A 13,382-nucleotide genomic window follows, 5' to 3' on the forward strand; every position below is an offset into this window, starting at 1 on the left:
GGCCAAGTCTCTATTTGATGTTGGCGTCAGGCGATGCGGGTACCGGCGATCCAGGTTCCCGCGGGCTGAAGATCATGGGTCAACTGCACCCAGTCGGCCACCAGACCGGGAGCCAGCGCGCCCCGTTCCGCCGACAGACCCAGGAAACCCGCCGGCCCGGCAGACGCCATGACGGACGCATCGGCCGGCGACAGGCGCAGGCGGTTGACACTGTTGCGGAAGGCCGCCGTCATATCGATGGCGGAACCGGCCAATGTGCCGTCTTCACCCACACAACGGCCATCGCGCACCAGGATGCGGCGGCCATGCAGGTCGAATTCCGTCACATCCACGCCGACGCAGGACATGGCATCCGTCACCAGCATGAAATGATCCAGCGCATGGGAGCGGATGGCAACGCGCAGCGCCGCATCATGCACATGGAACCCGTCAACGATGATCCCGCAATAGATGCTCTGATCATCCAGGGCGGCCCCCACCACGCCGGGGGCGCGGTGCTGCAACGGCGACATGGCGTTGAACAGGTGGGTCACAGCGGACATGCCCGCCTGGAAACCCGCCACCGCCGTATCATAATCCGCATCGCTGTGGCCGATGGACATGATCACGCCCAGCTTGTGCAGGTGGGCAATATCCTCCACCGCCGCCATTTCCGGCGCCAGGGTCAGCATCACCTTGCCACGGCGGGGCTTTTCGAACAGGGCCAGCATCTCCGGGTCCAGCCGGCGGAACTTGGCCGGATCGTGGATACCCTTGCGGGAGACATTGATGATCGGCCCTTCGATATGCACGCCCAGGCAGCCGGGAACACCTGCCTCAATCGCCGCATCCGCCGCATCCAGCGCGCGGGCGATCACGGACGGCACATCGCTGATCAATGTCGGCAGGAAACCGGTGGTACCAAAACGCGCATGGGCGCGCCCGATGGCAGCGATCCCCTCCACCGTCGGCTCATCATTGAACAGCACACCGCCGCCGCCATTGACCTGCGTATCAATGAAGCCGGGAACGATCCAGCCGCCTTGCAGGTCTATGGCACCTTCGGTCGTGGTCAGCGGACGGATGGCGGCGATACGGCCGCCCTCCACCGCGATCTCGGCCCCATCCAACATACCGGCCGGCGTCACCACCCGGCCATTGACGAAGCGAAACCCGGTCATCGTGTTTCAGTCACCTTGCTAAGAAAGAGCGGACGATCCGGATCATGGCCGCGCGCCACGGAGAGCGCGTTGGCCATATGATAGAAGCTCTGGATCATCAAAATCGGTTCAATGACCGGATGGGCCTGCAGCGCCGGCAGGGTGCTGGCCCCATCGGCCTTGGCATCGGCCAGACAGACGCGCGCACCACGGTCGGCAAACACCGCCGCCGTATCCCGCACGCCGTCACCGGCCGTATCGGAACCGGCAAAGGCCAGCACGGGGAAACCATCGCGCACGATGGCCATCGGGCCGTGCTTCACCTCGGCAGCGCTGAAGGCCTCCGCGTGCAAACCACAGGTTTCCTTGAACTTCAGCGCCGCCTCCTGCGCGATCCCGAACGTATAGCCGCGACCGATGGTGAACAGGTTGCGGGCATCGCGCAATGCCTCAACCGCAGCAGACCAATCCAGACCATTGGCCTTGGCCAGCAGATCGGGCAGACCCTGCACGGCGGCGCGCAGCGCATCATCATCCGCCCATTCGGCCACCAGCGCGGCAAGGCCGGCCAGGGAGACGATATAGGACTTGGTCGCCGCAACCGACTTCTCCGGCCCGGCCTTCAAGGCGATATAGGTATCAGCCATGGCCGCCAGCGGCGAGGTCTCGTCATTGACGAACGCCACCAGACGGGCACCCGACTTCTTATAGGCCTCTGCCGTGGCCAGCAGATCGGGGCTGCGACCGCTTTGCGAAATGGCGATGCAGAGCGCCCCACCAGCAACAACCGGGGCCGAGAAGACCGACACCACCGAGGGGGCGGCAGAGGCCACCGGCACACCCAGCAGGGTTTCAATCAGATATTTGCCATAGGTCGCGGCATGGTCGGACGAACCACGCGCGCAGGTCGCCACCAGCGATGGCGGCGTCGCCCGCAGCACCGCACCCAATTCACGCAGCGTGTCGATGTTGGCATCCAGCAGACGGCGCACAGCGGCCGCCCCTTCGGCCGCCTCGCTCCCCATCAGGGTCGCAGCAGCACCCGTGGCCTTATGATTTTCGTCAGCGATCACCTTCGCCCCCACCTGTTCTGTAAACCAATCCATCAAGGATAAGTCACATATTGGTATTGTACAAGGTACTATTCAGGATCTATCTGCCATCACCAGCGCGCGCAGGGCGGCCACCTTGTCGGCCTGGGTGCGCAGACGCGGGCCCGCCTGGAAACCGAAACGCTTTTCCTGCTCCCCCGGTGCCCCCAGCGGGGCGCGGCAGGAGGCATGAACCTCCCGCACCCCGCTGGCCAGGATGGTGGAGACATTGCCGGCATCAATGCCGCCGCCGGGCAAAATGATAATGCGGCCGGCCGCTTGACGAACCAGGGCAGCCAAGGTAGCCGCCCCATCCACGGCGCGCGGCTGACCGCCCGACGTCAGGATACGGTCGAAGCCCAGCGCAATTGCCGCCTCCAATGCTGCCCCGTGATCGGGGCAGAGATCGAAGGCGCGGTGCAGGGTCAACAGCAGCGGACGCCCCCGCTTCTCCCCCTCTGCCCGGGCATGGGCCACCCATTGCGCCAGCAAATTGGTATCAAGGTGGTTATGCTGATCATTGGCCCCGATCACCACACCAGCCAAGCCAGCCTGGGCGGCATCGCTGATATCCTCCGCCACCAGCGCCGCCTCACGCGCATCATAACGGAAATCGCCTTCGCGCGGGCGGGCCAACAGCAGCGCCGGCACCGGACAGGCGGCGGCCGCGCGGATCAGGGCTGGCGACGGGGTCAGCCCGCCCAATGACAGGCCGGCGCATAATTCCATGCGATCGGCACCACCGGCTACGGCGGCATCAATGCCGGCCGCTTCCTCTACGCATACTTCAAGCATGAGGCCCCTGTCTGATCTGATTTTCCCCGGCGCAGCACCCTGCGATTCAGCGGCGTGCGCAATCCCGTTACATAAAACAACACAAAACCAAAACAATTCCAATACAGGCCTTATAGGCTTCCTTCTTGACGGGGGGCGTGCGTGGGCTATCGTGATGTTAGCGCAACCGGGCACCCTGCCCGCCTCCCTCCTTGCGCGGCCATTTCCAGACACCTGTCAGGGATATTTCCCCATGAGAAGCCTATTCTGGTCCGCCGTCCTGCTGGGCGCCGGTCTGGCCGTGCCCGCCTATGCGGCGGATTATGCGGCGCCCCCCGTTCCGCCTGTGGGAACCAACACGGTCGCCGAGGTGGAGTTGCGCGTTCCGCGCCCCGCCAGCCAGCCCTGCATCGTCACCCTGTTCGACACCCGCGAATTTGTCGGCGAAGATCCGGCCCGATTCGATTATGCACCACCGCAGAATTGCAAAGGCCCCTGGGCCAAGGTGGTGATCGAGGCAGATTACGCGGTTTCCGCCGGCCGCCAATATGATCGCACCGCCATCATCAATGTCGGCGGCGTCAATCTCTATTTCGGCACCACGATGGAGCCGCGCAAGGACATTGCCCCCGAATGGCATGTTGAGCGTGACGTGACCGATTATCAGGCGTACCTGCGTGACAAACGCAAAGGGGCCGCCTGGCTGGTCAATTATGTCGACGACACCTATACCGGCCATATCACCGGCCGCGCACGGATGTTGTTCTATCCCGCCACCAAGGATGTGCCGGCCGCCGAAACGCCCCCCTTTGTCACCCCCATTTCCGATGCGCCGGTTCGGTTGGACAGTGACACGCCACGCCTGACCACGCAGGTGCGCTTCCCCGCCAACCTGGAACGGCTTCACCTGGATTTGCTGGCCGAACCGCAGGGGGCGGATGAATTCTGGTACGCCTGTGTGGATGACCGGCTGGCCGGCGACGGCAAGGAAAATTGCGGCGGCGGCGCCTGGCGGGAAGCGGAACTGTGGATCGACGGCCAGCGCGCCGGTACCGCCCCGCTTTATCCGTGGATTTATACTGGCGGCATCAACCCCTATATGTGGTTCCCGGCCCCCGGTATCCAGACCCTGAATTTCGCGCCGACGCGGCTGGATCTGACGCCCTTTGTCGGCTTGCTGACCGATGACAAGCCGCATGAAATCGCGGTGACCATTCAGGGTCTGCGCCGTTACTTCCTCGTCACCGGCACGCTGATGGGCTGGCAGGATAAAGCGGCAAAGCGTGTTATCGGTGCCCTGATCAGCAACAGCCTGACAGACCCGGAAGTAACCGCCGATTTCAGCCGGGCCAAGCCAACAGAACAGGGCGAGTTGAACGGCAACAGCCTGACCACCCAGGCCCGCGCCTATGAAATTACCGGATTTGTAGAAACATCCAGGGGCCGCATCGAAACCAGGGTCCGCAGCAGCACCCGTTTCTTTAACCGGCAGGATTATGTTTCTGCGGAGAAGGCCAATCTCTGGCGGGTCGATCAATCCACCCTGATCGACAATCTGGTCCAGACCATCGACAAGGATGGCTTGCGGATGGAACGGTTCCAGGCCCGCTACCCTTTGACCATCGACATGCAGGTCTCCGGTGACGATAATAATCGAACCCAACAGCTGAAACTGGAACAGGGCCTGTGGTCGGAGCGGGTGATCACCGATACGTCCGGGGCGCGCTGGTGGCAGATAATGGATTATCAGGTGAAGCCGAACCTGACAGCCCAAACCGATCCACAAACGCGCCGTTCCCGTCAGGTGACCGGAACGAATCGTGTGCAACTGGATGTCAAAGACAGTGACGGCGGATGCTATCACCGCACGATCAATGTAACGAACAATGCCGTCGCCGGGGTGACGGACGGTTGCCGTTGACCTGCGGCCACACCTCCGTGACACTGCCCGCCGCCGCCTCCCTTCGGGGGTAGCGGCGGGCTGCAAGCGCTTGATCGCGCAAGATTCGAGTCATTCGAACAGCCATACGTGTTCACGGTAACATAAATCATATTTTGGTATTGAATTGATATTGCCTGCATGGCAACCTCCCTGCAGCACATTGCAGTTTGGTTACTTTGCTCTTGGGGGAAACAAGAGGCAGATCGACAGTGGACGCTGAAACGGAAACCGTGGAGGGACGGGTTCCGCGAATTTGTCTTTTGTCCTTCCGCCATAGAAAAGTGACCGGGCGGCAAGTGCTCAAAACGGGGACAATCACTAAGGAAACATACGAATGCGGCCATGCTGCCGCATCTGAACAGCAATCAACAATATCGGGCAGCCTCGCGTCCGGGTAGCGAAGTGGGAAGCTAGACGCAGGCTTTCAGTCGTTGAAAAACGACTTACAAATGGGGGATTTAAATGATGAAGGGACGTAATCGTCTTCTTTTGCTGTCGACGTGCGCCTTGAGCCTGTTAGCGGTAACCGCTTCGGCACAGCAGGCGTCGGACAAAAAGGGTTCCGATACGGAACTCTCGCTGACAGAAATTGTCGTCACCGGCACGCGCATCGCGCGGCCGAATGCGACGGCCGCCGCACCGATCCAGTCGGTGACAGCAGCGGAGATTCAGGCGCAGGCCGCCGTCAATATCGAAGAAGTGTTGAACCGGCTGCCGCAGATTGCACCGGATAACCAAGCCAGCTATCAGGATTCCGACGGTCGCCAGCGCATCAAGCTGCGCAATCTCGGCTTTGAACGTACCCTGGTTCTGGTGGATGGCAAGCGCCTGGGCACCATGAATGGCCAGGATGCCGGCATGATCCCCACCGCCCTGCTGGAGCGGGTGGATGTGCTGACCGGTGGCGCGTCGTCGGTCTATGGTTCCGACGCCGTTGCCGGCGTCGTCAATTTCGTGATGAAGAAGAAGTTTGAGGGCGTTCAGGTCAACGCCAACCATAACTTCTACTATCACAAGAACAAGCCGACCCTGGTGTCGGACGTTGCCAACAAATATGGCTTCACGCCGGCCACCGGCACCAACAAGGATGGCGGCCGCGCCGACATCTCCGTCGCCGCCGGCACGGGGCTGTTTGAAGACCGGCTGCATATTGCAGGCTTCGTCGATTACCGCGAAGCCAGCCTGGTGAAGTACAGCAGCCGCGAAACCTCCGCCTGCCAGATCACGGAATCCTCCAAGGACGGCCCGCTGGGCTGCACCACCTCCACCTATTCGCCGGCGGGTTATATTTCGCCGCGCGGTGGCAGCAATAATGGGTCGGTTTTCCTGAACAACCCGAATGGCAGCCGCACCTTCGTGCCCAACAGCACGGCACCCGGCTTTGCCACCAATCCCTATGACGGTTATCCGTTCCAGCGCGAGAATAAGCGGTGGAATGCTGGTGGCTTTGCCACGTTTGATCTGACCGACAGTGCCGAGATTTATGTCGACGCGATGATGTTCCATGATCGCACGTCGAACCCCTATCCGGCGCGCGTTTACAGCTACACGGTTTATGGCAGCACGCCTTATCAGGTGAACTGTAACAACCCGTTCATGTCGGCTACGCAGGCACAGTCGGTGTGCGGCTCCTCTGCCGGGACCGCCAGCTTCATGCCGCTGGAAGTGCGTTATCGCTTCAACGACCTGCCCCATGTTGAAGATGTCTATGTCAACAAGGGGCATCGCATCACCGGTGGTGTACGCGGCAAGTTCGGCGATGTCTGGAGCTATGATGTCGGCGGCGTCTATGCCCGCAACCGGCAGGATTCCACCGGCGGCAATCTGCCCGACTTCGACAAGGTCAATCGCTCGCTGAATGTGGTCAATGTCAATGGAACGCCCACCTGCGTGTCCAAGATCAATGGCAGCGATCCTGATTGCGTGCCGTTCGATGCGTTCCGCGCCAATAATAATGACGCAGCCCTGTTCGATTACCTGCTGACCCGTCCCAGTGGCACCAGCAGCAATATCGGTACACTGGGCAATGTTCTGGCCAACGTGCAGGGTGACCTGGGTGCCTATGGCGTGACCTCGCCCTGGGCAAACGAAGGTGTTGCCGTTGCCCTCGGCGCCGAATATCGCCACGATCAGCTGAAGACCTTCGCTGACTCCATCTACCGCGCCGAAAATAGCACTGTAGACCGGACGCTGAACCAGCATGTCTGGGAAGGCAATCTGGAAGTGCAGGCCCCGCTGGTGCAGGAAAAGCCGGGTGTTGAGCTGTTGCAGCTGAACGGTGGTTACCGCCTGTCCAAGTATAACAGCAACCCGGATAGCTTCTCCACCTGGAAGGGCGAAAGCCTCTATGCCCCGGTGGAGGACATCACCTTCCGCGCCTCCATCAACAAGGCGCAGCGCGCGCCGACCGTGGTGGAAATCGCCCAGGCCGAAAATTTCGAGTACAGGAAGCAGGGCGGTCTGGAGAACGATTTCTGCGCCAGCACGCCGCGTCAGGTTCAGGATCCGAAGGATCCGACCAAGATGATCACGGTCTATGACAGCCCCAAGGCATCGCAGGCCGTCTGCGCCGCCACCGGGCTGGCTCCCAGCCTCTATGGCAGCCGGGATCTGTCCTGCCCGGACAATGCCTGTACCGTTCGCCTGGGTGGCTTCACGGTCGATCCGGAAACCGCCTATACCAAGACCATCGGTGTGGTGCTGAAGCCGCGCTTCGCCAAGGGTCTGGTGGTGTCGGTTGATCGGTTCATGATCGACCTGAATGACAGCATCGGCTTTAACTATGATGATTATTTCTGGAAGGGCTGCCTGCAGACCGGTCAGGAATTCTTCTGCTCCAAGTTCGTGCGGAATCCCAACGGCACGCTCTACAGCGCTGCCAGCACCAACCCCACCACCGGCTTCATCCGTGGCGGTACCACGAACTATTACAAGAGCAAGTCGCACGGCTGGGACATTCAGGCCCAGTATCGTCTGGACCTGGAAGACCTGAACCTGCAGGAAGCCGGCTTCATCGACTGGAGCTTCGCCGGTTCGTTGACCACCCTGGCCGGTGGCCAGGATTCGCCGATCCTGCCGAAGTATAATTGCGCCGGTTATTACGGCGGTCCGTGCGGCCAGCTGATCCCGAAATGGACGCATGGTCTGCGCGGTACCTATAATTCCGAAGATGGCAACTTCACCGCTTCGCTGAACTGGCGCTATGTCGGCGTCATGAACAATGTCAGCAATTCCGGTAAGCCGGAACTGGGCTGGACGCAGGCCGGTGAACGTTCCACCTTCTACCGTATTCCGGCCTATAATTACTTCGATCTGGCCTTCTCCTATCGCGTGCAGGAGAATTACACGTTCCGGCTGGCGGCGAACAACCTGTTCGACAAGCGCCCGCCGATCCTGCCGAACTCCTACAGCTATGGCCTGTCCCGCAACAACACCCTGTCGGGTCGCTATGACTCGCTGGGCCGTCAGATTGCCATGGGCCTGACCATCAACTTCTGATCCAGTACCCATCCCGGCCTCCATCCCCTGTGGGGCCGGGACAATCCACACAAAATTAAACCCCTTCAGCCCAGCCGGGCTGAAGGGGTCTTTTTTTGAGCAGAGAGGAAATGCGTTGGCTGATCAGGTCCGGATGCTGGCCACGAAACGCTGCACCTCTTGACGCAATTGGGTCGCCTGCTGGGACAGGTTATCCGATGCCGTCCTGGCATGGGCAGCCATCGCACCGGTTTCACCGGCAGCCCGCGTCACCTCCTGAATCGTGGCCGTGACTTCCTGGGTGCCGGCTGCGGCTTCCTGCACATTGCGGCTGATTTCCTGGGTTGCCGCCCCCTGTTCCTCCGCCGCCGCAGCGATGGTGGTCACTGTTTCGCTGATCGAGACGATGGTGTGACCGATGGACTGGATGGCGGTGACGGCATTGCCGCTCACCGCCTGCATCCGGCTGATCTGTCCGGCAATTTCCTCCGTGGCGCGCGCCGTCTGGGCGGCCAGGTTCTTCACCTCCGACGCCACCACGGCAAAGCCCTTGCCGGCTTCCCCTGCCCGCGCCGCCTCAATCGTGGCGTTCAACGCCAGCAGGTTCGTCTGGGCGGCAATTTCCTGGATCAGGTTCACCACATCGCCAATCCGCTGTGCCGCGTCAACCAGCCCGGCGACCGTATCATTGGTCTTCTCCACCTCTGTCACGGCATCCCCGGCTTTGCGGCTGGATTCCGCCAAGCGTTGGTTGATTTCGGTGATGGAGCGGGCCAGTTCCTCCGCCGCCGCAGCCACCGTCTGCACATTGGCGCTGGCAATGTCCGCGGCATTGGACACGGCGTTCGCCTGGGCTGTGGTTTGGCTGGCGATGGCGGACAAAGCTTCGGAATCGTGGCGGATACGGTCTGACTGCTCGGCCACGGCACCGACCACGCCGCCGACACTGCTTTCAAAATCATCCGCCAGCCGGTTCAGCTCCTGCTTCTGCCGACGGGCGGCCTGTTCCTCATCCTGACGGCGCTGTTCTTCCATCTGCGCCACACGGCCAGCATTATCCTTGAACAATTGCAGTGCCTTGTTGATCGCACCGATTTCGTCGGCGCGATCCTGGTCACCGACATGGACAGAATGATTGCCGCTGGTCAGCGCCTGCACGGTGACAATGATCCGCCGCAGCGGCGCGCCAACAATCTGGCGGGTGGAAACCCAAAGCGCCACCAGCAACAGCACCGTTAAAAGGGCGGCGCCCATCAGGATGATATTGCGCAACTCCACCTTCGGCTTTTCGACCTGATCAAGCGGCAGATTGACCAGAACCGACCAGGGTGTGACGCTACCGCCAATATTTACCGGGATGAAAAGCTGCTGCACCTCGGTATTCAAACTTTTTGAGAAGGAGAATTGCTTGTAGTCCTTCCCTTCACGAATGGGGGCGAGGGCATTTTTCAGTCGCTCATTGGTGTCACCAATGGGCTTGCCCAAATGATCTTTATTGGCATAACCAACCCACAGCCCGGTGTTTGAAATCAGATAGACCGACCCGGTGGTGAAGGGTTTCACCCCCTTCAACCCTTCCCAAATACTGTCGGTCGCCACATCAACGCCGGCATTGCCGATGAATTTTCCATTTTCGATGATCGGTACCACCAGCGACATCATCAGAACGGATTTGCCGGCAACCGTATAAAGATAGGGTTCGACCACCACTTCTTTCAAGCTGCGCTTGGCCATCTGGTAATAAATCCCGTCCGGGCCCGGATCGTCATATCCGACCAGGGTTTCCAGCACCGGCTTGCCCGTACCCCGGTTCCAATAAGGGACATAGCGGCCCGCCGCATCGCTGCCGGGCGTGTTGGCGGCATCGGCGTCCTTGCCGCCAAAGGCGTTAGGCTCCATCCCTACCCAGACGGCCAGAACATTCGGGTTGGTTTCCAGCAAATCCTTCAGCCAGGCATTGATCTCTTTGCGGCCCATGCCGTTATTTTTCAGGCTGACCATGGAGCTGGCCACAAAGCGGCTGATATCCATGGCATCATTCAACTGTCGCTCAACCTGCGCAGCGTTGTAACGGCCAACTTTCTCGCCAACCTCCAATGCCAGCCTGTCGGTATGTTCGCCGCTGCTCTCCGTAATGGCAAAAATGGCGATACCCAACCCTAGAACCAGGACGGCGGATATGGCCAACAGCAGCTTGGTCACCAACGGAAATCGCTTAAACACCTAATCCCCCCTCAACGAACGTTTCCTGAGAGGATAAACGCAGAAGAAGGTTCATAAAGTTAAAAGCACTATCCCGAAGGCTATAACAACCGCCAACAGTGCCGTCTGGCGTAGGGGAACGGTAAATGGATTAATTTTTTTCAACGGACACCATTGGCAGCAACCATACTTCTGCAACCTGCTTGCCCCGCCCGCTGCCCCCCATGCCGGCCGGTCGGAACCATTGTAAGGTGAGCTGCCCCTTATGAATGGCTGCTGGCGGAATAGTGCCCTCCCAGATGCTCGGGTTTTTCTGGCGCGAAAAGTCACGCTGTATCTCTATTTGACCATTGGCGACCAACCGGATGGGCAAATGATAATCCTCCCCGGCATAGGTTATGCGCAGGCGATAGCTCTTCGCCGGATCAAGATCGCGGTAACGCAGGGTCAGCGGGCTGTCATACAGCGTCTCCCCATAGGTCACCCAGGACAGGCGCCAATCAGGCCCCGGCGTAACATCGGCGATGGAGTGGATAGCCGTCTGGAAGAATTGCGGATCAAGCGCCTGCCCAGGCCCGCGCACCAGATGGGGGGAGCGGGCTGGATCGCCCAGATCATCATAGAGCGCGCCGGGGACCGGCTGTTCCCAATCCACCAGCACGGCAAGCTGCTGCAACCTTGTCGCCTCATCCGGCAGGGCAGCAATCATCCCGAACTGCTTTTCCAGCCATAAGCGGTTGTTGAGCGATGTGTCGATACGGTCCAGATTGGCCCCCCGTTCCCAATTGGACGCCCCATAGAGCCGAACGCTGAGCTGCAGGCCGACATGCCGGTAAAGCCGTCCGGCCAGTTCCATCAGCCGGTTACGAAGACGGCCGGTCTCCGCATCATCCACCGCGGCCAGGGCGGTGCGGGCATCTGCCATGGCGGTGGCAGCACCCAGGCGGGGGGCTTGGCGCAGGGCATCCAGGGCGCGCGCCTCCCGTTCTGTTTCCGCCAAAGATCGCCGCCTTGCATAGGCATCATAATGGGCGCGGTAGAGCAGGCTTTCCCAGCGCCAGTTACCCGGTGCCACCCCATGGTCCAGGGCCTGAAAACCCTGAAGCGTGGCACCGATACCGGCATTCTGTCGGATCGGCCCGCGCCAGTTGCGCTCCATATCCTGGATCAGGGCGGCGGCACGGTCCGCCTGTTGCTGACCGATGGCGGGGCCAAGGAAATAGCGGGCGTAATCCCGCAGAATCTCCACCGGATCACGGGTGGCTGACCAGCCCCATTGCGACCACAGCATCTTGTTCACATCATCCGTCACCCCTTCGGAATAGGTGACGAAGCCGGTGAACAGCGGCTGAAAATGCCGATAGATCAAAGCCATATCCGCCGGCCTTGGGCTGATCGGCTCCCGCCCCTCCAACAGGGCGAAGGCCGGATCCCAATCCGCCACCGGGAACTGCGCGTGCAGGGTGTGGCCGATATCGGGATAGGCCTGGATCGGATAGCGGGCCGGGATACGCGCCCGCTGTACCGCCATCGGGTCACGTGATTGCGGGCCGATGAAGATGCCCGTCAGCCAGGCCGGCTGGCGGTCCAACTGACGATAAAACGCCTCATAGCCGGCCTGATCGAACCCCTGGGTCGATACCCACAGTTCCGCGTTCGGATGATGGCGGTGCAGGCGCGCCGCCAGCTTTTCCAGCAGCGGGAACAGATGGTCCGGCGGGGTATGGCCCGGATCGCCACCGGGCACATAGAGCGCATGGATGGCGGGGAAGCGCTGGATCAGCGCCTCGAAATCCGCCAGCTCCGCCGCCACCTGCGCCGGGTCGCCATAATCAGCGCGGATGACCGGGTAATAAAGATCGAAATCCAGACCGTATTTCGCCAGGATGCCAGCAATACCAATGATGGTTTCATCCGCCGGGGCGGGGAAAAGCGGGCTTGCCTTCTCATCATCGGAAATCGGGGCAATCACCTGGATGGCGTTGCTGCCGAACACCGCCAGATCGCGGATTTCCTGTTCGAACTGCGCCAGGGTCCAGGCATCATAGGTGTTGTTCTTGAAGCGATAGCCAATCTGGTGGCTGCGCAGCGTTTTTTCCGGTGTTGCCGTGACATTCAAGGGGGCCGCCAGAACCGCCCGCCCCTTCTCCATCGCCAGCGACCGCAGCAGATGGCCGATGCCATAGAGCACGCCGCGCGCATCATGCCCGGCGATGGCGATCAAGGGGCGGCCCTGATAGGTGAAGGTGCGCAGCGCGTAGCCTTCACGGCCCCATCCCACCGGTGCCGTCCAGGCCGAACGCAAGTCGGCCGGCAGCAGGGCCCCCATCTGTGTGCCCTGCCCCACCACCACCAGCGGCCCCGCCCCCTGATCCCCCTGTTCCCAGGCAATGCCGGTGCGCTTGGCGACCTCTTCCAGCAGCAGCGTCACCGCTGCCTGTTCCGGCCCGCTGGCAGGTAGGGCAACCAGGGTGGCGTGCGTCAGGTCCAGGCTTTGCGCCTTGGCCGGCAGAAGCGGGGAAAGGCAGAGCAGGGCGATCAGGAGCAGAAGACGCATGGTGGGCAACGTCCAGAAAAGCATAAGTGTCCGTCCAAGAACTTTCACTTCTTTTCCAATCTCTTAACCGTCATTCCCGCGAAGGCGGGAATCCAAAATCCGCGCTGTCGTATGGATTCCCGCCTTCGCGGGAATGACGGTAGAGAAAGGGCAAGGCTTCGAAAGGCGGGATAACTTTCCGGACAAACACTAAGAAAAAG

At 61.0% G+C, this 13,382-nt stretch carries 7 protein-coding genes; 2 read left to right on the plus strand and 5 right to left on the minus strand.

Annotated elements, in window-relative coordinates:
* Nucleotides 1-26 precede the first annotated feature (26 nt).
* Genes nagA through PCJ49_RS05125 form a run of 3 tightly spaced genes read right to left on the minus strand, consistent with a single transcriptional unit; the run spans nucleotide 27 to nucleotide 3,025 of the window.
* Nucleotides 27-1,160, minus strand: a complete 1,134-nt coding sequence (gene nagA / locus PCJ49_RS05115) for an N-acetylglucosamine-6-phosphate deacetylase (protein WP_269910015.1) — start codon at nucleotides 1,158-1,160, stop codon at nucleotides 27-29.
* The gene (locus tag PCJ49_RS05120) at nucleotides 1,157-2,245 is read right to left on the minus strand and encodes an SIS domain-containing protein (protein ID WP_269910016.1); all 1,089 of its coding nucleotides are present in this window, start codon (nucleotides 2,243-2,245) and stop codon (nucleotides 1,157-1,159) included. The genes nagA and PCJ49_RS05120 overlap by 4 nt, the downstream gene beginning before the upstream one ends.
* A 39-nt stretch (nucleotides 2,246-2,284) precedes the next feature.
* Nucleotides 2,285-3,025, minus strand: coding sequence for a copper homeostasis protein CutC (locus PCJ49_RS05125; protein ID WP_269910017.1), 741 nt, complete (start codon nucleotides 3,023-3,025; stop codon nucleotides 2,285-2,287).
* Between the two features lie 232 nt (nucleotides 3,026-3,257).
* Between PCJ49_RS05125 and PCJ49_RS05130 the strand changes: the two genes are divergently transcribed.
* Both PCJ49_RS05130 and PCJ49_RS05135 read left to right on the plus strand, forming a co-directional pair.
* Nucleotides 3,258-4,925: a peptide-N4-asparagine amidase gene (locus PCJ49_RS05130; protein ID WP_269910018.1), complete on the plus strand. Its 1,668-nt coding sequence runs from the start codon at nucleotides 3,258-3,260 to the stop codon at nucleotides 4,923-4,925.
* Between the two features lie 483 nt (nucleotides 4,926-5,408).
* Entirely contained in the window at nucleotides 5,409-8,444 is a 3,036-nt protein-coding gene (locus PCJ49_RS05135; RefSeq protein WP_269910019.1) for a TonB-dependent receptor, read from the plus strand.
* Between the two features lie 123 nt (nucleotides 8,445-8,567).
* On the opposite strand, the gene PCJ49_RS05140 is transcribed toward PCJ49_RS05135, so the two are convergent.
* Together PCJ49_RS05140 and PCJ49_RS05145 are read right to left on the minus strand one after the other, a co-directional pair.
* Entirely contained in the window at nucleotides 8,568-10,646 is a 2,079-nt protein-coding gene (locus tag PCJ49_RS05140; RefSeq protein ID WP_269910020.1) for a methyl-accepting chemotaxis protein, read from the minus strand.
* A gap of 130 nt (nucleotides 10,647-10,776) precedes the next feature.
* Nucleotides 10,777-13,182, minus strand: coding sequence for a hypothetical protein (locus tag PCJ49_RS05145; protein ID WP_269910021.1), 2,406 nt, complete (start codon nucleotides 13,180-13,182; stop codon nucleotides 10,777-10,779).
* Nucleotides 13,183-13,382 lie beyond the last annotated feature (200 nt).

Origin of the sequence: Niveispirillum sp. BGYR6 (genome assembly GCF_027568365.1) — a bacterium.
Classification (GTDB): Bacteria; Pseudomonadota; Alphaproteobacteria; order Azospirillales; family Azospirillaceae; genus Niveispirillum.

Bases quoted from the DNA above. Each gene is read 5' to 3' on its own strand.
- PCJ49_RS05145 (WP_269910021.1), bottom strand. From the start codon at position 13,182: ATGCGTCTTCTGCTCCTGATCGCCCTGCTCTGCCTTTCCCCGCTTCTG.
- PCJ49_RS05135 (WP_269910019.1), top strand. From the start codon at position 5,409: ATGATGAAGGGACGTAATCGTCTTCTTTTGCTGTCGACGTGCGCCTTG.
- nagA (WP_269910015.1), bottom strand. From the start codon at position 1,160: ATGACCGGGTTTCGCTTCGTCAATGGCCGGGTGGTGACGCCGGCCGGT.
- PCJ49_RS05120 (WP_269910016.1), bottom strand. From the start codon at position 2,245: ATGGATTGGTTTACAGAACAGGTGGGGGCGAAGGTGATCGCTGACGAA.
- PCJ49_RS05125 (WP_269910017.1), bottom strand. From the start codon at position 3,025: ATGCTTGAAGTATGCGTAGAGGAAGCGGCCGGCATTGATGCCGCCGTA.
- PCJ49_RS05130 (WP_269910018.1), top strand. From the start codon at position 3,258: ATGAGAAGCCTATTCTGGTCCGCCGTCCTGCTGGGCGCCGGTCTGGCC.